The sequence below is a fragment of the Klebsiella sp. OBRC7 genome (assembly GCF_000293135.1).
In the GTDB taxonomy this organism is placed as follows: Bacteria; Pseudomonadota; Gammaproteobacteria; order Enterobacterales; family Enterobacteriaceae; genus Klebsiella; species Klebsiella michiganensis.
In genome coordinates this window covers 95,950-114,961 of record NZ_ALNJ01000085.1, presented here as the reverse complement: position 1 = coordinate 114,961, position 19,012 = coordinate 95,950, and the positions used below count along the sequence as shown (strand labels likewise).

The window sequence follows — 19,012 nt, the reverse complement described above, 5'->3', positions numbered from 1 at the left end:
GAATTACTACTGTCAGTTGTTACAACGGATTATTCGCTCATCGCTTCGCGCCAGAGTTTCTCTATAACGCGCTGAGCCAGCAGCGCCTGCTCGCCGGACGTTTCAGGAACCGTCTGATTTTGCACGCATTCGATAAAATGCCGCGCGCAGCCGGTAAACCCACGCTGCTCAAGGGTGGTCTGCCAGCCGGGGACCGGACGCTGGATCACGCCGCGCCCCCGCTCCTCCTGCCACTCCCGCATATCACGGACTTCATATAATCCACCGTCGGTTACCGCCTGCACCCACTCCCGCTGGCTTCCGGCGCGGCGGTGCATACTGGTGGTTATCTGCATCATTCCGCAACTGAAATGGTGTTCGGCATACAGCATCTCCCCTTGAGCGGTAGTGTGCAGCGCACCACCGCTTAAACGCGCTTTATCGCCCGCCAGCCATAGCGCGGTATCGACGACGTGCAGATAGTCATCCAACAGCGTGAAGCGCAGATCGTGGCCTACGCTGTTGCTACGGTGCTTATCCATCCGCAGCGACGCAGCGCTCCCGATCTGGGCCTTCAGCTCGCGATAGAGGGGGGCAAAACGGCGGTTAAACCCGACCATTAGCGTGAGGTGACGGCGAGCGGCCAGCTCAACCAGCGCCTCCGCATCGCTGAGTTTATCCGCCAGCGGTTTATCAACGCAGACATGCACTCCGGCATTGAGCAGGCGGGAAACCACTTCATAATGTGAAGCCGTTGAAGTATGCACGAATACGGCATCACACTGCGCCGCCAGCTGTTCCAGAGAATCTGCATAGGGAATACGCCAGGTTTCACAGATACGCAGCGCTTTCTCTTTCCCGGGCGACCACGCCGCCTGTAGCGTCCAGTCATCGGCGGCCCCCAGCACCGGTAACCACGCCTTTTGCGCGATACCGCCAAGGCCAACCACTCCTATACGTAGTTTCGCCGACATGCTTAATCTCCCAGGTGAGCCAGCAGTGAATCGAGGCGCGCTTTCAGCTCGGCAACTTCCGCCTCCAGCGCCTCAACGCGCATCTGAAGATCGTCGCCGGGCGGCGACACGGCCTCCACGACGGTAATCAGTGAATCCATATCATCGCAGAACAGATGCATATAGCGGCTTTCACGCTTGCCGGGCTCCCGCGGCAGACGCGCAACATAGGGGCCATCTTCTCGCGAAGCCAGCTTTTCGAGGATGCTTTCAACCTCGGCCATATCGCTGAATTCATGCATTCGCTGCGCGCGACCGCGGAGTTCGCCAGGCGTCTGCGCCCCGCGCAGCAGCAGTGTGGTCACGATAGCGACTTCCGCCGGTGAGAATTTCAGATCGCCGAATTCAGAGTTGCAGAAGCGTTGTTCATACTTGGTCACCCGATTGCCGAAACCGCTGACCGTACGCAAATAATGGCGCTTGACTAGCGTATCGAGCAGATCCTGAACTTCGCTTTCGCTGAGCGACATTACCGGTTCACGGTTTGTTTTCTGGTTACAGGCGGTGACCACCGCGTTGACCGACAGGGGGTACTGCTCCGGCGTGGTGACCTGCTTTTCCAGCATGCAGCCAATGACCCGCGCCTCATGTGCGGTTAACTGATATTTCATGATGTCTCCTTAGCGACCCGGGGTCCAGTCCGGTGTCGTCAACGCCGTCAGTACGTGATCGCGCCACTGCCCATCAATGAGCAGGTAATCTTTGGCGTAACCCTCTTTTTCAAAGCCCAGACGCGCCAACAAATCGCCGCTGCGCTGATTATGCGGCATATAGTTTGCCATTATGCGATGGATATGTTGCGTGCGCTGCATATAGCGAATAGCCGACGTCAGCGCTTCATACATCAGCCCCTGCCCTTGCCATTTCTCCCCTATGGAGTAGCCGAGATAGCAGGCATGAAACGATCCGCGCACCACGTTCGAAAAATTCGCCACGCCGATGATCTCTTTTTCTTCCGGGTCCAGCAGAGCAAAATAGAACGCCGAGCCCTGCTTATGAAACTCAGAAATCATCGATAAACGCGCCTGCCAGCCGGAAGGATAACAGTGGCTGTCATCGCGCACCGGTTCCCAGGGTTTTAAGAACCCTTTATTTTCCGCGTAATAATCGGCCAGACGCCAGGCGTCACGATCGTGCACCAGCCGAACCACCAGCCGGTCCGTCGTCAAACGCACCTTCGGTACGTTACTGCGATAGCCAAACATTCCCCTCTCCTGTTCCCCTGACGCAATACTTGCTGACTTTACTATACCTGTCCTGCACGGCGGTGTGAAAACAGCAACATACCATTTTCTGCACCATCTCTGCTTTTCGATGAATAGCCTCTATCGTTCTTGCATTTTGATAAAAAAATATTGTCGCGAGTGTGCTGGGAAAATAGCCATTAACCCCGCAAAATGTCAGAGCTTATTCTTATTTTTCCCTGGAGGGGAAATGTCCCGCGTATCGCAGGCAAGGAGCCTGGGTAAATATTTCCTGTTAGTCGATAACATGCTGGTCGTACTCGGCTTTTTCGTTGTGTTTCCGCTTATCTCCATTCGCTTTGTCGACCAGATGGGGTGGGCAGCGCTGATGGTCGGGATTGCGCTCGGCCTGCGTCAGCTGGTGCAGCAAGGCTTAGGAATATTTGGCGGCGCCATTGCCGACCGTTTTGGCGCCAAACCGATGATCGTTACCGGTATGCTGATGCGCGCGGCCGGCTTCGCGGCGATGGCCGTCGCCCACGAACCCTGGGTGCTGTGGCTCTCTTGTATTCTTTCAGGTCTCGGCGGCACGCTGTTCGATCCCCCGCGGGCGGCGCTGGTGGTCAAGCTGGTACGCCCGCACCAGCGCGGACGTTTCTTCTCTATCCTGATGATGCAGGACAGCGCAGGAGCGGTGATCGGCGCGCTGCTGGGCAGCTGGCTGCTGCAATATGATTTTCGCCTGGTGTGCAGCGCCGGTGCGGCGCTGTTTATCGCCTGTGCGGCATTCAACGCCTGGTATCTTCCCGCCTGGAAGCTGTCGACGGTCAAAACGCCGGTTCGTGAAGGTCTGGGGCGCGTGCTGCGCGACAAACGCTTTGTCACCTATGTGCTGACGCTGACCGGGTATTACATGCTGGCGGTGCAGGTGATGCTGATGCTGCCGATTATGGTCAATGATATTGCGGGTTCTCCGGCGGCGGTCAAATGGATGTACGCCATTGAAGCGACCATTTCGCTAACGCTGCTATATCCGATTGCCCGCTGGAGCGAAAAGCGTTTTCGCCTGGAGCAGCGCCTGATGGCCGGCCTGCTGATCATGACGCTCGCGATGATGCCAATTGGCCTGAGCAGCAATTTGCAGCAGCTGTTTACGCTGATCTGCGTATTTTATATGGGGTCAATTATCGCTGAACCCGCGCGTGAAACGCTGGGGGCGTCGCTGGCGGATGCCAGAGCGCGCGGCAGCTATATGGGCTTTAGCCGGTTAGGCCTGGCCTTCGGCGGCGCTTTCGGCTACGCAGGCGGCGGCTGGTTGTTTGATGCCGGTAAGGCCGTCGGTCAGCCTGAGCTGCCGTGGCTGATGCTGGGCATTATCGGCCTCGCGACGTTTATTGCGCTGTGGTGGCAGTTCAGTCCAAAACGTTCGGCCTCCGGAATGCTGGAGCCGCGAACCTGATTTGCCGGGCCTTCGTTTCTCCTCCATACTGAATCGAGGATGTTCAGCAACAATGGAGGAGAAACGTGAAGTTATATATCTACGATCACTGCCCGTTCTGCCTTAAAGCCCGCATGATTTTCGGCCTGAAAAATATCCCCGTCGAACTGATTGTGCTCCTGAACGATGATGAATTAACCCCCACCCGAATGATCGGCCAGAAAATGGCGCCAATCCTGCAAAAAGATGATAGCCGCTATATGCCGGAAAGCATGGATATCGTGCACTATGTTGATAAGCTGGACGGCAAACCGCTGCTTACCGGCCCGCGTAATCCGGCGGTGGAAACCTGGCTGCGGAAGGTCAACGGCTACGCGAATCGCCTGTTGATCCCCCGCTTTGCCAAATCCGCGTTTGATGAATTCGCCACGCCAGAAGCGCGCGCCTATTTTGTGAAAAAGAAAGAGGCGGCTATCGGCAGCTTTGCCGACCATCTCGCCCATTCCCCCGGTCTGGTGAAGAACATCAGCGACGATCTGCGGGCGCTGGATAAACTGATTGTCCAGCCCAACGCCGTCAACGGAGAACTCTCTGAAGATGATATTCAGCTCTTTCCTCTGCTGAGGAATCTGACGCTGGTTGCCGGCGTGAACTGGCCGAGTCGGGTGGCCGCCTATCGTGACAACATGGCCAAACAGACGCAGATCAACCTGCTTTCCTCAATGGCTATTTAATCTCAAGGCAGCGGATGGTTTGACCCTTCGCTGCCGAACGCCTCTTTTTCAGTCTTTTCCGCTAGCACCTGCTGCGCTGGCGGGCCATGCTGCTTTGTGTCAGGATGAACCCATGGCATGACATTAAGGAATCCAATGAAAAAGATGTTTATCGCGGCCGCGCTTATCGTTAGCGGCCTGCTTAGCGCCTGTAATCAGCTCACGCAATATTCCGTGAGCGAGCAGGAAATCAATCAGGCGCTGCAGAAACGTAACCACTTCGCTAAGGATATTGGCCTGCCAGGCGTAGCGGATGCCCATATTGAACTGCAAAAGCTTACCAGCGCTATTGGCCGTGAAGAACCAAACAAAGTCACGTTAAGCGGCGTGGCCAATTTAGATCTGAATTCACTTTTCGGGAACCAGAAAGCGACCATCGATCTGAAGCTCAAAGCGCTGCCGGCTTTCAATAAAGAAAAGGGGGCCATTTTCCTGCAGGAGATGGAAGTCGTCGATGCTAAAGTTCAGCCGGAAAAGCTCCAGTCTGTCGTTCAGACGCTGATCCCTTACCTGAATCAGTCCCTGCGTAGCTACTTCAATCAGCAGCCTGCCTACGTCCTGCGCGAGGATGCCAGCACCGGTGAAGCGCTGGCGAAAAAGTATGCTAAAGGGATTGAAGTGAAGCCCGGCGAGATTATTATCCCGTTCACCAACTGATAGCTCGGGCGCTGAAGCGCCCGATTTTTTACGGAAGTTGATGCAAAGGAAAACGTTTACGCTTATCCTTAGTGCCCGGCAAAAACAGCCCTGATGACTGAACCTATTAGCCGGAGCCTTCCATGACAGCACAATCCCAGGTATTGAAAATCCGCCGCCCTGACGACTGGCATATCCATCTGCGCGATGACGATATGTTAAAAACCGTCGTGCCTTATACCAGTGAATTTTATGGCCGGGCGATCGTGATGCCGAACCTGGTACCACCTGTCACTACCGTCGAAGCCGCCCTCGCCTATCGCCAGCGTATCGTTGATGCGATCCCTGCGGGCCATGATTTTACGCCGCTGATGACCTGCTATCTGACGGATACGCTCGACCCGGCGGAGCTGGAGCGCGGATTTAACGAAGGCGTATTCACTGCCGCCAAGCTCTATCCGGCCAACGCCACCACCAACTCCAGCCACGGCGTTACCAGTACGGATGCCATTATGCCGGTGCTGGAACGCATGGAAAAGTTGGGGATGCCTCTGCTGGTTCACGGTGAGGTCACCCATCCTGATATCGATATTTTTGACCGGGAAGCACGCTTTATTGAAACGGTCATGGAGCCGCTGCGTCAGCGCCTGCCCGGCCTGAAGGTGGTCTTCGAACACATCACGACCAAAGATGCCGCTGAATACGTACGCGACGGTAACGAGCTGCTGGCGGCCACCATCACCCCGCAGCACCTGATGTTCAACCGCAACCATATGCTGGTTGGCGGCGTGCGTCCCCACCTTTATTGTCTGCCTATCCTGAAACGCAATATTCACCAGCAGGCGCTGCGCGAACTGGTTGCCAGCGGTTTTGACCGCGCTTTCCTCGGCACGGATTCCGCTCCCCATGCCCGCCATCGTAAGGAAGCCAGCTGCGGATGCGCAGGCTGTTTTAACGCGCCGACCGCGCTGGGCAGCTACGCCACGGTGTTTGAGGAGATGAACGCCCTGCAGCACTTCGAAGCTTTCTGCTCGCTTAACGGCCCCCGCTTCTATGGCTTGCCGGTCAATGAGGGCTACGTGGAGCTGGTGCGCGAAGAGAGCCAGGTGGTCGAGAGTATCGCCCTGCCAGGCGACGCGCTGGTGCCGTTCCTTGCCGGGGAAACCGTGCGCTGGACGATGAAAAAATAAATAGCCTGCCCCCTGTTGTAAATCTTCAGAGCGTACTGTATAAATAAACAGTACATTATCCAGGGGGCAATTATGCGTATTGAAGTCTCTATCGCCAAATCAACAGCCTTACCCAACGGCGCCTTAGATGCGCTGAACAATGAACTCTCGCGTCGTATCGAACAGCAGTTTCCCTCTACCTCAAGTCAGGTAACGGTTCGGTACGCGGCTAATAACAATCTGTCGGTTATTGGCGGCCTGAAAGAAGACAAAGACCGGATTAGCGAAATCCTGCAAGAAACCTGGGAAAGCGCTGACGACTGGTTTGTCCGCGACTAGTCAATTAAATTTGCTCCCTCATTGTGCAATTTTTGCCGGGTCGCCCCGGCTTTTTTATTTTTTTCATACTCAGACTCTCCCCTATTGCTTTTCCTTAGCACCTTCATAAATAACAAGTAACCCTCCCTGATTTGCCTAAAAAATCAGCGAATGGGCGCGTATGTATCTCTATTTCATTTAATTTCTCGAGTTTATTCTTGACTACTGATATAATTAACTTGCTTCAAAAAACACGCATTAAACCTCGAGAACTGTTGTCTTTTAACATATGAATAAGGGGTTATGATGGAAAAGAATAATGAAGTCATCCAGACCCATCCCCTCGTCGGATGGGACATCAGCACCGTTGATAGTTACGATGCGCTGATGTTGCGCCTGCACTACCAAAACCCCGCTCAAGAAAGCAGTAGAGACGCAGAGATTGGCCAGACGCTATGGCTAACGACGGACGTCGCACGTCAGTTTATTTCGATTCTGGAAGCAGGTATTGCGAAGATTGAATCTGGCGAATACCAGGAAAATGAGTATCGAAGGCATTAAAATTTAGCGCTAATGTCAGAATATTCACTTAACAGGCACCCTCGGGTGCCTGAATTATTTTCGGGCTTGTATAACAGCAGGTTGTTAATTACCCTGCTAATAAAGCAATAACCTGGAACTCACCATGCAATACGATCTTATCATTATCGGTAGCGGCTCGGTCGGCGCTGCCGCAGGCTATTATGCACGGCAGGCAGGGATCAACGTACTGATGATTGATGCCCATCAGCCGCCGCATCAGGAAGGCAGCCATCACGGCAGCACCCGCCTCATTCGTCACGCCTATGGCGAAGGCGAAAGATATGTCCCCCTGGTACTGCGCGCACAACAGCTATGGGATGAGTTTGCCGCCGCCAGCGGTGAAGCCGTCTTTGAACGTACAGGAGTGATTAACCTCGGGCCTGCCGGCTCCGGCTTTCTGCGCAATGTTGCCAGCAGCGCGCGCGAGTTCCAGCTCAATATCGAAGAAATGGATGCGCAGACGGTGATGACTCGCTGGCCGGAAATTCGTATTCCTGATGATTATCGGGCGATATTTGAACCCGCATCCGGCATACTGCGCTGCGAACTGGCCGTTGAAAGCTGGATCCGTCTGGCACGCGAAGCCGGCGCCGCACAGCTCTTCAACTGCCCGGTATCGGCCATTCACCACACGCCGAACGGCGTAACCGTCGAGACGATTGATGGTGAGTACAGCGGCAAAAAACTGCTGGTTAGCGCCGGTACCTGGGTTACCCGGCTGATGCCAGAACTCCCTGTCCAGCCGGTACGTAAAATTTTCGCCTGGTTTCAGGCGGATGGCCGCTACAGCAGCAAAAATAACTTCCCGGCGTTTACCGGTGAGTTAGCGAATGGCGATCAGTTTTACGGTTTCCCGGCAGAAGATAACGAATTGAAAATCGGCAAGCATAACGGCGGGCAGCCTATTTCCACGCCGGAAGAGCGTAAGCCGTTTGGTACCGTTGCAACGGACGGCTCTGAAGCTTTTAGCTTCTTGCGTAATGTGCTGCCCGGTATCGGCGGCTGCCTGCATGGCGCATCCTGTACCTATGACAACACCGCCGACGAGGACTTTATCATTGATACGCTGCCCGGCCAGCCGGATACGCTATTGATTACCGGCCTGAGCGGGCACGGCTTTAAGTTCGCACCGGTGCTCGGTGAACTGGCCACACGGTTCGCGCTTGAAGAACCCTTTGGGTTTGATCTATCCCCGTTTTCACTGGCGCGGTTTAAGAAATAATCGTCCGCCGTACAACCTGATAACCACGCTAAAGAAACGGCCTCGCTTGAGGCCGTGAATAATGAGAGAGATGATGCGTCGCCTGTTCGAATTACTGGTTAACAACGTCCGCGAACATTTTATGATTTATCTGGCGCTGTGGCTTCTGCTGGCGTTTATCGATCTTATCTGGCTATGGTTTTTCTGAAGGCTCAGGATCCGGGATCCCCAGCTTCGTATTCAACCGACCGCGAGATTTATTAAAGATCTTATTGCCATTCTCGCGGCCGGCGCGCAGTTTTCGCTGCTCCTCTTCCGGCAGCTTATGCTCTTCCATGCAGGCTTCGCTACAGCAGCCGGCAAATTTCTCCGCGCAGGCAGGACACTGAATAAACAGCAGATGGCAACCATCGTTCAGGCAGTTGGTATGGCTGTCGCAGGGAGCGCCACACTGATGGCAATGGGCGATAACATCATCTGAAATACGCTCGCCCATACGTTCATCGAATACAAAGTTCTTACCGACAAAGCGAACCGGCAGCCCCTGTTCGCGCGCGCGTCGCGCGTACTCGATAATCCCGCCCTCAATATGCGAGACCTTAGTGAATCCATTGTGCTTCATCCACGCGCTGGCTTTTTCGCAGCGGATACCGCCGGTGCAGTACATCACGATATTTTTATCTTTATGTTCCTGCATCATCTCAACGGCCTTCGGCATCTGGTCGCGAAACGTATCCGCCGGGATCTCCAGCGCGTTCTCGAAATGGCCGACCTCATACTCGTAATGGTTACGCATATCAATAAAGACTGCATCCGGGTCGTCCAGCATCGCGTTGACTTCCGCAGCCTTTAAATAATCGCCCACGTCCGATGCATCAAACGTCGGATCGTCAATCCCATCCGCGACGATCCGATCGCGTACCTTGAGACGCAGAACCCAGAAGGATTTACCGTCATCATCGAGGGCGATATTCAGGCGCAGACCATTCAGGGCGGGATCAAAAGCGTATAAGAATTCGCGGAGCGCATCGACCCGGCTTTGCGGAACGCTAATTTGCGCGTTAATACCTTCGTGAGCCAGATAAATTCGGCCAAAGACGTTCAGCTTAGTCAACGCAATCCACAGCGCATCGCGCGTGGCTTTTGGATCGATAATAGTGAAATATTTATAAAACGAGATCGTCGTGCGCGGCTCGGTCTCAGCCAACATTTGCGCCTTTAACGTCTCATTTGAAATGCGGTTATGTAACACTGGCATGGTGTACCTGCTCGGCATAGTCAATGAGTAAAATAAACGGCGGGCATCATATAGCAAACACGCTTAATTTACATCCCCACATTTTGCGCTACATTTTCCTCACCCATATTTGCTTGCGTTAACATTAAATGCCATCTGCGGCCGGTATTTTGGCTGAGGCATAAAAAAATGCGATAATAGAACACGTTGCTTAATTAAACAGGTATGAGATGACCCATTTACCTAAATTTTCCGCAGCGTTGCTGCACCCGCGTTACTGGTTGCTTTGGCTCGGGATCGGCCTGCTCTGGTTGGTTGTCCAGCTGCCTTATCCGCTGATTTATCGCCTCGGAACCGGTCTTGGCCGCCTCGCCATGCGACTAATGAAGCGCCGGGCCAAAATAGCCAACCGGAATCTGGAGCTCTGTTTTCCCGATAAGAGCGAGCAAGAGCGTCACCGCATGGTCGTGGCAAACTTTGAATCCGTCGGCATGGGGTTAATGGAAACCGGCATGGCCTGGTTCTGGCCGACGAAACGTATTGCGCGCTGGACTGACTCCATCGGCGTCGAGCATATCCGTGATGTACAGGCGCAAAAGCGCGGCATTTTGCTGATTGGCATTCATTTCCTCACGCTGGAGATGGGCGCGCGCATGTTCGGTATCAACGAGCCGGGCATTGGCGTTTATCGTCCAAACGATAACCCGGTTATCGACTGGCTGCAGACCTGGGGACGCCTGCGCTCCAACAAAGACATGATCGATCGTAAGGATCTGAAAGGCATGATCCGCGCGCTGAAAAAGGGTGAAGTGATCTGGTATGCGCCGGATCACGACTATGGCCCGGCCGCCAGCGTATTTGTGCCGTTTTTCGCCGTTGACCAGGCCGCGACCACCTCGGGCACCTGGATGCTGGCAAAGATGTCTAAAGCCTGCGTTGTGCCGTTCGTGCCGCGCCGTAAACCGGACGGTAAAGGCTATGAGTTGATTATCCTGCCGCCGGAGTGCGATCCGCCGCTGGACGATGCGGAGACTACCGCCGTCTGGATGAACAAAGTGGTAGAGAAGTGCATATTGATGGCGCCGGAACAGTATATGTGGATGCATCGCCGCTTTAAAACGCGTCCTGAAGGCGTTCCTTCTCGTTACTAGCGCCTCCCGGCGCGCGCTCGCGCAATGACTCCGCATCTGAATCCGGATGCGGGGTAAGCCCCACTCTTCAGGGCCCTCCTTTAGCTTTAAAAGCTCTCCTCCATTGCGGCAACCATTTCTCAGGCGCATAATTAGCAGGCTCATATTTTCAATTATTTGACCTGCGCGGCAGGCCAGTGGAATCCTATGCCCTCTGCTGATACCCCCATTAACTGGAAACGTAATCTCACCGTCACCTGGCTCGGCTGCTTTTTAACCGGCGCCGCCTTTAGCCTGGTGATGCCGTTCCTCCCCCTCTACGTCGAACAACTCGGCGTAACCGGCCATAGCGCCCTCAATATGTGGTCCGGGCTGGTTTTCAGCATTACCTTTTTATTTTCCGCCGTGGCCTCCCCCTTCTGGGGCGGTCTCGCGGACCGCAAAGGGCGCAAAATTATGCTGCTGCGCTCGGCCCTCGGTATGGCAATCGTTATGCTGCTGATGGGCCTGGCGCAGAATATCTGGCAGTTTCTGATCCTGCGCGCGCTGTTAGGTCTGCTCGGCGGATTTATTCCTAACGCCAATGCGCTGATAGCGACACAAATTCCCCGTCATAAGAGCGGCTGGGCGCTGGGGACCCTCTCCACCGGGGCGGTCAGCGGCGCGCTGCTGGGGCCGCTGGCCGGCGGTTTCCTGGCCGATCACTGGGGATTGCGTACCGTCTTCTTTATGACGGCAGGCGTGCTGTTTATTTGTTTCTTATTTACCCTTTTTCTCATCCGCGAAAATTTTGTCGCCGTCAGTAAAAAAGAGATGCTCAGCGCGAAAGACGTTTTCACGTCGCTTAAAAATCCGAAGCTGGTGCTGAGTCTGTTTGTGACCTCGCTGATTATCCAGGTGGCTACCGGTTCTATCGCGCCGATTTTGACGCTTTACGTGCGCGATCTCGCCGGCAACGTCAGTAATATTGCGTTTATCAGCGGCATGATAGCTTCAGTCCCCGGTATTGCCGCCCTGCTTAGCGCCCCTCGCCTCGGTAAACTCGGCGACCGTATCGGTCCGGAAAAGATCCTGATCGTTGCGCTGGTGATTTCTGTCCTGCTCCTGATTCCCATGTCGTTCGTCCAGACGCCGCTGCAGCTGGGGATCCTGCGCTTCCTGTTAGGCGCCGCCGACGGCGCGCTGCTGCCGGCAGTGCAAACGCTGCTGGTGTACAACTCCACCAGCCAAATCTCGGGCAGAATATTCAGCTATAACCAGTCGTTCCGCGATATCGGCAACGTCACGGGCCCGCTCATCGGCGCATCGGTTTCCGCCAACTACGGCTTCCGGGCGGTCTTTTTAGTCACCGCCGGTGTGGTGCTGTTCAATGCGGTCTACTCGACCCTGACCCTCGGCCGCTCCCGGGCAACGGACAATCCGGGTTCCGGCACGCATTCGGTAAATTAATGTCCGTGTGGCGTTCACCTCCTTGACGCATTGCCAACCGCCTTCTATAGATTGAATCGTGTTCATTTCTATTCATCTTAGGAGGTTAGCCATGCCAAAGGATTCGATGTTCTATGCCACGCTTGAAGAAGCAATCGATGCAGCCCGCGAGGAGTTTCTGGCTAATAATCCCGATAGCGACGAGGAAAGCGCCAGCATTGAGCAGCTAAATATCCAGAAGTACGTACTCCAGGACGGTGATATTGCCTGGCAGGCCGAATTTTTCGCCGATGAGGATGAACAGGGCGAATGTCTGCCGGTCCTCAGCGGTCAGGCTGCACAGAGCGTCTTTGACGGCGATTATGATGAGATTGAGCTTCGCCAGGAGTGGCTGGAAGAAAACACGCTGCATGAATGGGATGAAGGCGAGTTTCAGCTTGAACCCTCTCTTGATACCGAGGAGGGCCAGGCAGCCGCCGATGAATGGGATGAACGCTAATTAGTTATAGGGGCCATGGCTGGCGTCAAGCGGCAGCAGTAGCGTATCAAACACCAGCGAAAAGGGCAGATCGAGAATAGTGATATAGCGCCATGCTGAATCACGAACATCCCACTGAACGCCGGGATAGTACTGGTTTCCATGGCCCTGGCCTGGCACTGTGCGGCTGATAATACTCCCGCAGCCGCTGAGAAACAGCGTCATTGCGATAACCAGTAAAACTCTCATCAACAACCTCGATTTTCAGGTAAAAAAATACCGGCGCCATTGCCGGTATTTTCCTTAACGTACGGCTTACTTCGTTTTTAACGCCAGCGGATTCAACGTCAGCTGCTGATAGGCGCCGACCCACGAAGAGTATTTCTCCGGCGCGGCCCACACGCGATAGTGCAAGCGTGACATCGTGACCGGGTCGCTCAGCAATACCAGACGACGATCGCGGTTAAGTTTATCCGGCGTCTCATTCAGCGCCTGCTCAACGTGACGCTCGCGGGCGATATCCAGAATATGCCCGTGACGGTGGCGCGCGGTGGCCATCGCCGTTGCCAGCGCATTAAACGACGGGTTAAATACTGCATGCATAAAGCCGTCGTCCAGCGAACGCTGACGGTTGAGCGTCAGGTAAGCGTCAGTATCTTTGAGCACCTGCGGCGGGGAGTACTCTTCCGGGATCAGGAACAGCTTCCAGCGTTTAGTGCGCAGGCCGATGGTGGCGCGGCTGGAAATGGCCGACACGAACGGCGACAGAATCAGCGACACCACAATCGGCGCCAGCCAGAACAGGAAGCGCAGATCCAGCCATGCCATGCCCACCGCCCAGACCAGACCCAACAGCATCTGCGAGCCGTGACGCATAAACGCTTCGCCCCACGGGGTAGAGTCGTCATCACGCTGCGGCGAGTTCCACACCACTTCCCAGCCGAGGAACGCGCTGACCACAAACACGGTATGGAACAGCATACGCACCGGCGCCAGCAGCACCGAAAAGAGCACCTCCAGCAGCAGAGAAAGGGTCACGCGGATAAATCCGCCGTACTCTTTTGGCCCTTTACACCACACCAGGATAATACTCAGCAGCTTCGGCAGAAACAGCAGCACCATGGTGGAAGCAAACAGGGCAATGGCCAGCTCCGGACGCCACTGCGGCCAGACCGGGAACAGCTGCCGCGGCTGCAGAAAGTACTGCGGTTCGGTCAACGCATGCACCACCTGCAGGGCAGTTGAGAGCGCAAGGAACATAAACCACAGCGGCGCCGACAGGTACGACATCACGCCGGTCAGGAACACCGCGCGGTGAACCGGGTGCATCCCTTTAACCAGGAACAGGCGGAAGTTCATCAGGTTCCCCTGACACCAGCGGCGATCGCGCTTCAGCTCGTCCAGCAGGTTCGGCGGCAGCTCTTCATAAGATCCGGGGAGATCGTAAGCAATCCAGACCCCCCATCCGGCGCGACGCATCAATGCGGCTTCGACGAAGTCGTGCGACAGAATGGAACCCGCGAAGTTACCCTCACCCGGCAGCGGCGCGAGGGCACAGTGCTCAATAAACGGTTTCACCCGGATAATGGCATTGTGTCCCCAGTAGTGCGATTCGCCCAGCTGCCAGAAGTGCAGCCCGGCGGTAAACAGCGGGCCGTAGACGCGGGTGGCAAATTGCTGACAGCGAGCATACAGCGTATCCATGCCCGACGCGCGAGGCGATGACTGGATGATACCGGCATTCGGATTTGCTTCCATCAGGCGCACCAGGCCGCTCAGGCACTCACCGCTCATGACGGAGTCGGCATCCAGCACCACCATGTAGCTATACTGGCTACCCCAACGGCGGCAGAAGTCATCAATGTTACCGCTTTTGCGCTTCACGCGGCGGCGGCGGCGGCGATAGAAGATCTGCCCTTCGCCCTGCACTTCGGCAATGAGCTCCATCCACGCCTTTTGCTCTGCCACGCAGATATCCGGGTTGTAGCTATCGCTCAGGATATAGACATCAAAGTGCTCAGCGTTGCCGCTGGCCTTTACCGACTCCCAGGTCGCACGCAGGCCGGCGAATACGCGGTCAACGTCTTCGTTGCAGATCGGCATGATCAGCGCCGTGCGATGCTCCGGGTTCAACGGCTCATTCCCGACGGTCGAGGCGGAGATACTGTACTTATCACGCCCGATGAGCAGCTGCAGGAAGCCCATCAGCGCGGTCCAGAACCCCGCTGAGACCCAGCAAAAAAGCACGGCGAACAGGATCAGGATCCCCGACTGCAGCACATAGGGCAGCAGTTGCATAAAGGAGATCCACAGGTTCTGCCCCACCATATCCGCCGGGTTAATCAGCGCCCAGCCCTGGTAGGGCAAAATGGTTTTCATGTACCACGTCGCCACCACGGTCTGCGCCAGCGTCAGCAGCAGAAGAATGTAGCGGCGGATAGAGCCGACGGTACGCCATTTCTGCTCGCTCTCCTGCTCTTCCTGGCTCAGGCGAGAAAGATAGCGCGGCGTCACGTCGCGTCCGCGCAGCCGATCCCAGAAGCGCCCGACCGGGTTAGTCCGCCAGGGGTCCGGAAACATGGAGGAGCGTTTTGCTTTCGGCATGGCGTTGAGCTGAGTGCGCCCTTCGTCATCCTTAATCAACTGGTTACCAGCCAGTGAATCTGGCCAGCTGTGCTCCAGCCGCGATTTTACCGACCCCAGCGGGGAGTCGTCTTCGCGGTGGTAAACGTGATGTTCAGCGTCCAGTGCTTCATGTACGGCCTGCAGACTTGCGTCAGGTAACGCGCGTTTTTCTGCATCCGACAGCGGCAATGCGTCGATGTACTTCGTTATCTTATTCATTGGCAGGCAGCTGATAGCTCCAGGTTTCGCTCAGCGTCTGGTCGGTATTGACCAGGGCTGCGCGCATATCCGTGGTTTTCTTAGGATCTTTCACTTTGACGCGCAGGATCATACGCCAGCCTTTCGTTACTGGGTTGTAGCGCACGGTATTTTCGACGATTTCAGCGTTATCGCCGATGCTGGCCTGGGCAGTCACTGGCGTATCTGCGGGCAGCTTTTTCATCTCGGCGCCGGTGAAATCGACAATAAAGGCAATGGTGCCATCAGGCTGGCGGATCAGGTTCGATTGCTTGACGTCGCCGGTAGAACGGCGGGTCTGCATAACGTAAGCGTTATCCGGCGCATGCAGTTTGTCTTCGTCACGGCTGAAAGTGATGGTGTATTTGAAGTTCATCTCTTTGCCGGGTTCCGGCAGCTGATCCGGCGTCCAGTAGGTGACGATATTATCGTTGGTTTCATCGTTGGTCGGGATCTCGACCAGTTCGATTTTCCCTTTGCCCCAATCACCTTTCGGCGTAATCCACGCGCTTGGGCGCAGATCGTAGCGGTCGTCGAGGTCTTCAAAACGCGAGAACTGACGGCCGCGCTGCAGCAGGCCAAACCCCTGCGGGTTCTCCATTGCGTAGCTGCTGACGGCCAGGTGTTTCGGGTTATTGAGCGGACGCCAGATCCACTCACCGTTACCGGCAAGAATGGACAGCCCGTTGGAGTCGTGCAGCGCCGGGCGGTAGTTGGTAGTCGGAGACGGCTGATGCGGCCCGAACAGGAACATGCTGGTCAACGGCGCCACGCCCAGTTTACCGACTTTATCACGCAGATAGACCTTAGACTGCACGTCCACCACGGTATCGCGACCGGGCATGATTACAAAGCGATAGGCGCCGGTTGCGCGCGGGGAATCAAGCAGCGCATAAATCGTCAGGCGTTTATCGGTGGCTTTAGGACGCTCAATCCAGAACTCACGGAAGCGCGGGAACTCTTCTCCGGACGGCAGCGCGGTATCGATAGCCAGTCCGCGGGCAGAAAGCCCATATACCTGGCCCTGACCGAGCACGCGGAAATAGCTGGCTCCGAGCATGCTGACGATCTCATCGTTCTTGTCTTTGCTGTTGATCGGATACAGAACCTTAAAGCCCGCAAAACCGAGGTCTTTAACCGTGTCTTTATCGTGCTGAACGTTGCCAAAATTAAAATAGTCCGGACTATATTTAATTTTACGTACGCTGGTTGCCGTCACTTCATTAATGGTGACCGGCGTATCGAAATACATTCCCTGGTGATAAAACTCGAGCTTGAACGGGCTTTTCAGATTATTCCAATAGGCTTTGTCGTGATTAAACTGAATTTGCTGATAGTCCGCATACTTCATGTCGCGGAAGGCAGAGGGCAGGTTACTTTTAGGCGCTTCAAAGCCTTTGCCGGCTAACGTTTGTGCCTCTTTTGCGACGTCATCAATGCTGAATGCCCATGCAGATGAAGTACACAGGGACAACATTACGGCTGCGCTTAACCAACGCATTTTCATCATCTGTGGTTTATGTTTCATATAAGTAAGCACTTCCCCCTTTGTGTGCTTAAATCGATCCGATCTATTTTAATGGAAACTCAGGCATTCCGACAACATAATCCCTGCATTGTTCGGCATCGCGGCACAGGGAATACACAGTTACTGCCCCGTTTGCACTTTGCGTGCTTATCCTGGAGACAGTTAACCAGAGTTCATGTAGGGTTGCAGAGAATTTAAACGTTATCACGTTGAGTGATAAGACGAATTGTCTGAGAATGTAGTGATATTGTATGAATAATACTCCGGTACAGCGTGAATATTTTTTCGATAGCATCCGCGCCTGGCTGATGCTATTGGGCATCCCTTTTCACATTTCGCTCATTTACTCCAGCCACAGCTGGCATGTTAACAGCGCCGAGCCATCGTGGTGGCTGACGTTATTTAACGACTTCATCCATGCCTTTCGCATGCAGGTCTTCTTTGTGATTTCCGGCTATTTTTCCTACATGCTTTTTCTGCGCTATCCGCTTAAAAAATGGTGGAAAGTACGCGTTGAGCGCGTCGGCATTCCCATGTTAACGGCGATCCCGCTCCTGACCCTGCCGCAGTTTATTATGCTGCAGTACGTCAACGGTAAAGCGGATAACTGGCATACGCTGTCAGGCTATGACAAGTTCAACACCCTCGCCTGGGAGCTGATCTCTCATCTGTGGTTTTTGTTGGTGCTGGTGGTCCTGACGTCGCTGGGCGTGGTGATGTTCAAATGGCTGACGCGACCGCGTTCTGCCGCTGCGCCCACCTTTGGTGACACCGTCACATTAGGTCAGCTGTCGATGATTTTTCTCGCTCTTGGCGTACTGTACGCGGTCATCCGCCGCACTATTTTCATTCTCTATCCGCCTATTCTCAGCAACGGTCTGTTCAACTTTATCGTGATGCAGACGTTGTTCTATCTGCCTTTCTTTATCCTGGGTGCCCAGACGTTTATTAACGCGCGGCTGAAGACGATGTTCACGACCCCCTCGCCGTGGTGCTTTGTGGCGGCTTTACTGGGATTTATCGCCTACCGACTGAATCAGCAGTACGGCTCGGGCGATGGCTGGATGTACGAAACGGAGTACGTGATTACGATGGTGCTTGGGCTATGGATGGTCAACGTGGTCTTTTCGCTTGGCCACCGTTTGTTGAATTTCCAGTCCGCGCGGGTGACCTACTTCGTCAACGCATCGCTATTTATCTACCTGGTGCACCACCCTCTAACTCTGCTCTACGGGGCATGGATAACCCCGGTCATTCAATCAAATACCCTTGGATTTATCACCGGGCTGGTTTTTGTTGTCGGGATTGCACTGGTGCTGTATGAAATTCATCTGCGGATACCGCTGTTGCGCTTTCTTTTTTCCGGAAAATTCCAGCAAAAGACAGCTAAGCCGCAAATTTCCGCCAGTTAAAACAGGGCGCTGCTATGTGGAACGCACATAGCAGCGCTATTTTTGCGCAAACAACAGCTGAAAGACATCGCGGTACAGGCTCTCCATCGCCGCTTTATCTACCGTCGGAGCCGTCGCCAGGTCGCAACGGTATGCCGCCCCTTCCGTTAATATCGCGATAAATTCGCAGGCGACGCTAATTTGCTCCGCGGTCATCTCAGGATGGTAGTGGCGGGTAAGCCGTCCACCCTCCTCTTTCAGGCGACGATCGGCCTGGATCATAATTTCACGCAGGCGCGGATTTCGGGACGCCTCGGCGTTAATTTCCATCAGCAGATAATTATCGCTTTTCGTAGACTCGGTCGCGGGGAGCACGCCGGCTAAAACTGAAGCCATGCGGGCTAAATCATGATTCCCGGCAACCATTTCGCCCACTCTGGCATTCACGATCTCGCTGACGATAACTTCGATTATCTCTTCTTTGCTGGCGAAAACGCGATATAGCTGGCCTACGCTAAGGCCAGCCTGACGCGCAATATCCGCTACGGAGGCGCCATGCAGGCCCTTTTCCGCGAAACATTTTTGTGCCGCGGCAACAATTTCCATCCGGCGAAGCCGTTGTTTTTGTAGAACCTTCCCTTCAGTCACCGATGACTCTCCCGTTA

The 19,012-nt window shown here is 54.8% G+C and carries 20 protein-coding genes; 12 read left to right on the top strand and 8 right to left on the bottom strand.

The window, feature by feature from the left end:
- Nucleotides 1–29: 29 nt before the first annotated feature.
- From HMPREF1144_RS16690 to rimJ, 3 genes are read right to left on the bottom strand one after another with little or no spacing between them, the layout of a single operon-like run.
- Nucleotides 30–953, bottom strand: coding sequence for a Gfo/Idh/MocA family protein (locus tag HMPREF1144_RS16690; RefSeq protein WP_042927935.1), 924 nt, complete (start codon nucleotides 951–953; stop codon nucleotides 30–32).
- Between the two features lie 2 nt (nucleotides 954–955).
- Nucleotides 956–1,603 (bottom strand): YceH family protein, encoded by a 648-nt coding sequence (locus tag HMPREF1144_RS16685; RefSeq protein WP_009653456.1) that lies wholly within the window; start codon nucleotides 1,601–1,603, stop codon nucleotides 956–958.
- 9 nt (nucleotides 1,604–1,612) lie between these two features.
- Complete coding sequence (gene rimJ, locus HMPREF1144_RS16680; protein ID WP_004131378.1) at nucleotides 1,613–2,197, bottom strand: ribosomal protein S5-alanine N-acetyltransferase; 585 nt, start codon at nucleotides 2,195–2,197, stop codon at nucleotides 1,613–1,615.
- Nucleotides 2,198–2,426: 229 nt separating this feature from the next.
- Here rimJ and mdtH point away from each other — a divergent pair, with 229 nt between their 5' ends.
- The 8 genes from mdtH (at nucleotide 2,427) to HMPREF1144_RS31670 (ending at nucleotide 8,501) form a co-directional block, all read left to right on the top strand.
- Entirely contained in the window at nucleotides 2,427–3,635 is a 1,209-nt protein-coding gene (mdtH, locus tag HMPREF1144_RS16675) for a multidrug efflux MFS transporter MdtH (RefSeq protein ID WP_004849878.1), read from the top strand.
- A 65-nt stretch (nucleotides 3,636–3,700) separates the two neighbouring features.
- Nucleotides 3,701–4,348 (top strand): glutaredoxin 2, encoded by a 648-nt coding sequence (gene grxB, locus HMPREF1144_RS16670; RefSeq protein WP_004849875.1) that lies wholly within the window; start codon nucleotides 3,701–3,703, stop codon nucleotides 4,346–4,348.
- A 135-nt stretch (nucleotides 4,349–4,483) separates the two neighbouring features.
- Nucleotides 4,484–5,044 (top strand): lipoprotein, encoded by a 561-nt coding sequence (locus HMPREF1144_RS16665; RefSeq protein WP_009653390.1) that lies wholly within the window; start codon nucleotides 4,484–4,486, stop codon nucleotides 5,042–5,044.
- Nucleotides 5,045–5,166: 122 nt separating this feature from the next.
- Nucleotides 5,167–6,213, top strand: coding sequence for a dihydroorotase (gene pyrC / locus HMPREF1144_RS16660; RefSeq protein WP_009653538.1), 1,047 nt, complete (start codon nucleotides 5,167–5,169; stop codon nucleotides 6,211–6,213).
- A gap of 72 nt (nucleotides 6,214–6,285) precedes the next feature.
- Nucleotides 6,286–6,531, top strand: a complete 246-nt coding sequence (gene dinI / locus HMPREF1144_RS16655) for a DNA damage-inducible protein I (RefSeq protein WP_004101040.1) — start codon at nucleotides 6,286–6,288, stop codon at nucleotides 6,529–6,531.
- Nucleotides 6,532–6,816: 285 nt separating this feature from the next.
- A complete protein-coding gene (gene bssS / locus HMPREF1144_RS16650) occupies nucleotides 6,817–7,071 on the top strand; it encodes a biofilm formation regulator BssS (protein ID WP_004101039.1) in 255 nt (84 codons plus the stop codon).
- A gap of 124 nt (nucleotides 7,072–7,195) precedes the next feature.
- Nucleotides 7,196–8,314, top strand: a complete 1,119-nt coding sequence (gene solA, locus HMPREF1144_RS16645) for an N-methyl-L-tryptophan oxidase (protein WP_009653506.1) — start codon at nucleotides 7,196–7,198, stop codon at nucleotides 8,312–8,314.
- 73 nt (nucleotides 8,315–8,387) lie between these two features.
- Nucleotides 8,388–8,501, top strand: coding sequence for a YceO family protein (locus HMPREF1144_RS31670; RefSeq protein ID WP_004101037.1), 114 nt, complete (start codon nucleotides 8,388–8,390; stop codon nucleotides 8,499–8,501).
- Here HMPREF1144_RS31670 and HMPREF1144_RS16640 read toward each other — a convergent pair.
- Nucleotides 8,487–9,551 carry a rhodanese-related sulfurtransferase gene (locus tag HMPREF1144_RS16640; RefSeq protein ID WP_009653543.1) on the bottom strand — a complete coding sequence of 355 codons (1,065 nt, stop codon included), beginning with the start codon at nucleotides 9,549–9,551 and terminating at the stop codon, nucleotides 8,487–8,489. The genes HMPREF1144_RS31670 and HMPREF1144_RS16640 overlap by 15 nt on opposite strands.
- Before the next feature lie 209 nt (nucleotides 9,552–9,760).
- On the opposite strand from HMPREF1144_RS16640, the gene HMPREF1144_RS16635 reads away from it, so the two are divergent.
- The 3 genes from HMPREF1144_RS16635 to HMPREF1144_RS16625 all read left to right on the top strand — a co-directional run bounded on the left by HMPREF1144_RS16635 (nucleotide 9,761) and on the right by HMPREF1144_RS16625 (nucleotide 12,587).
- The gene (locus HMPREF1144_RS16635) at nucleotides 9,761–10,681 is read left to right on the top strand and encodes a Kdo(2)-lipid IV(A) acyltransferase (RefSeq protein WP_004849864.1); all 921 of its coding nucleotides are present in this window, start codon (nucleotides 9,761–9,763) and stop codon (nucleotides 10,679–10,681) included.
- Nucleotides 10,682–10,867: 186 nt separating this feature from the next.
- Entirely contained in the window at nucleotides 10,868–12,109 is a 1,242-nt protein-coding gene (gene mdtG, locus HMPREF1144_RS16630) for a multidrug efflux MFS transporter MdtG (RefSeq protein ID WP_009653471.1), read from the top strand.
- A gap of 91 nt (nucleotides 12,110–12,200) precedes the next feature.
- Entirely contained in the window at nucleotides 12,201–12,587 is a 387-nt protein-coding gene (locus tag HMPREF1144_RS16625; protein WP_004137236.1) for a MysB family protein, read from the top strand.
- On the opposite strand, the gene HMPREF1144_RS16620 is transcribed toward HMPREF1144_RS16625, so the two are convergent.
- The 3 genes from HMPREF1144_RS16620 to mdoG form a co-directional block, all read right to left on the bottom strand.
- A complete protein-coding gene (locus tag HMPREF1144_RS16620; RefSeq protein ID WP_004849859.1) occupies nucleotides 12,588–12,815 on the bottom strand; it encodes a YceK/YidQ family lipoprotein in 228 nt (75 codons plus the stop codon).
- A gap of 66 nt (nucleotides 12,816–12,881) precedes the next feature.
- Nucleotides 12,882–15,410 (bottom strand): glucans biosynthesis glucosyltransferase MdoH, encoded by a 2,529-nt coding sequence (gene mdoH, locus HMPREF1144_RS16615; protein WP_009653409.1) that lies wholly within the window; start codon nucleotides 15,408–15,410, stop codon nucleotides 12,882–12,884.
- Nucleotides 15,403–16,956, bottom strand: coding sequence for a glucans biosynthesis protein MdoG (gene mdoG / locus HMPREF1144_RS16610; protein WP_004101027.1), 1,554 nt, complete (start codon nucleotides 16,954–16,956; stop codon nucleotides 15,403–15,405). The genes mdoH and mdoG overlap by 8 nt, the downstream gene beginning before the upstream one ends.
- 251 nt (nucleotides 16,957–17,207) lie before the next feature.
- Between mdoG and mdoC the strand changes: the two genes are divergently transcribed.
- Nucleotides 17,208–18,368 carry a glucans biosynthesis protein MdoC gene (mdoC, locus tag HMPREF1144_RS16605; protein ID WP_004849851.1) on the top strand — a complete coding sequence of 387 codons (1,161 nt, stop codon included), beginning with the start codon at nucleotides 17,208–17,210 and terminating at the stop codon, nucleotides 18,366–18,368.
- Nucleotides 18,369–18,404: 36 nt separating this feature from the next.
- Here mdoC and HMPREF1144_RS16600 read toward each other — a convergent pair whose 3' ends face one another.
- The gene (locus HMPREF1144_RS16600; RefSeq protein WP_042927933.1) at nucleotides 18,405–18,995 is read right to left on the bottom strand and encodes a TetR/AcrR family transcriptional regulator; all 591 of its coding nucleotides are present in this window, start codon (nucleotides 18,993–18,995) and stop codon (nucleotides 18,405–18,407) included.
- Between the last annotated feature and the right edge of the window lie 17 nt (nucleotides 18,996–19,012).

Bases quoted from the DNA above. Each gene is read 5' to 3' on its own strand.
- mdoH (WP_009653409.1), bottom strand. From the start codon at position 15,410: ATGAATAAGATAACGAAGTACATCGACGCATTGCCGCTGTCGGATGCA.
- bssS (WP_004101039.1), top strand. From the start codon at position 6,817: ATGGAAAAGAATAATGAAGTCATCCAGACCCATCCCCTCGTCGGATGG.
- HMPREF1144_RS16690 (WP_042927935.1), bottom strand. From the start codon at position 953: ATGTCGGCGAAACTACGTATAGGAGTGGTTGGCCTTGGCGGTATCGCG.
- rimJ (WP_004131378.1), bottom strand. From the start codon at position 2,197: ATGTTTGGCTATCGCAGTAACGTACCGAAGGTGCGTTTGACGACGGAC.
- mdoG (WP_004101027.1), bottom strand. From the start codon at position 16,956: ATGAAACATAAACCACAGATGATGAAAATGCGTTGGTTAAGCGCAGCC.
- HMPREF1144_RS16640 (WP_009653543.1), bottom strand. From the start codon at position 9,551: ATGCCAGTGTTACATAACCGCATTTCAAATGAGACGTTAAAGGCGCAA.
- HMPREF1144_RS16620 (WP_004849859.1), bottom strand. From the start codon at position 12,815: ATGAGAGTTTTACTGGTTATCGCAATGACGCTGTTTCTCAGCGGCTGC.
- mdtH (WP_004849878.1), top strand. From the start codon at position 2,427: ATGTCCCGCGTATCGCAGGCAAGGAGCCTGGGTAAATATTTCCTGTTA.
- HMPREF1144_RS31670 (WP_004101037.1), top strand. From the start codon at position 8,388: ATGCGTCGCCTGTTCGAATTACTGGTTAACAACGTCCGCGAACATTTT.
- HMPREF1144_RS16685 (WP_009653456.1), bottom strand. From the start codon at position 1,603: ATGAAATATCAGTTAACCGCACATGAGGCGCGGGTCATTGGCTGCATG.
- HMPREF1144_RS16625 (WP_004137236.1), top strand. From the start codon at position 12,201: ATGCCAAAGGATTCGATGTTCTATGCCACGCTTGAAGAAGCAATCGAT.
- pyrC (WP_009653538.1), top strand. From the start codon at position 5,167: ATGACAGCACAATCCCAGGTATTGAAAATCCGCCGCCCTGACGACTGG.
- mdtG (WP_009653471.1), top strand. From the start codon at position 10,868: ATGCCCTCTGCTGATACCCCCATTAACTGGAAACGTAATCTCACCGTC.
- dinI (WP_004101040.1), top strand. From the start codon at position 6,286: ATGCGTATTGAAGTCTCTATCGCCAAATCAACAGCCTTACCCAACGGC.
- solA (WP_009653506.1), top strand. From the start codon at position 7,196: ATGCAATACGATCTTATCATTATCGGTAGCGGCTCGGTCGGCGCTGCC.
- mdoC (WP_004849851.1), top strand. From the start codon at position 17,208: ATGAATAATACTCCGGTACAGCGTGAATATTTTTTCGATAGCATCCGC.
- HMPREF1144_RS16635 (WP_004849864.1), top strand. From the start codon at position 9,761: ATGACCCATTTACCTAAATTTTCCGCAGCGTTGCTGCACCCGCGTTAC.
- HMPREF1144_RS16665 (WP_009653390.1), top strand. From the start codon at position 4,484: ATGAAAAAGATGTTTATCGCGGCCGCGCTTATCGTTAGCGGCCTGCTT.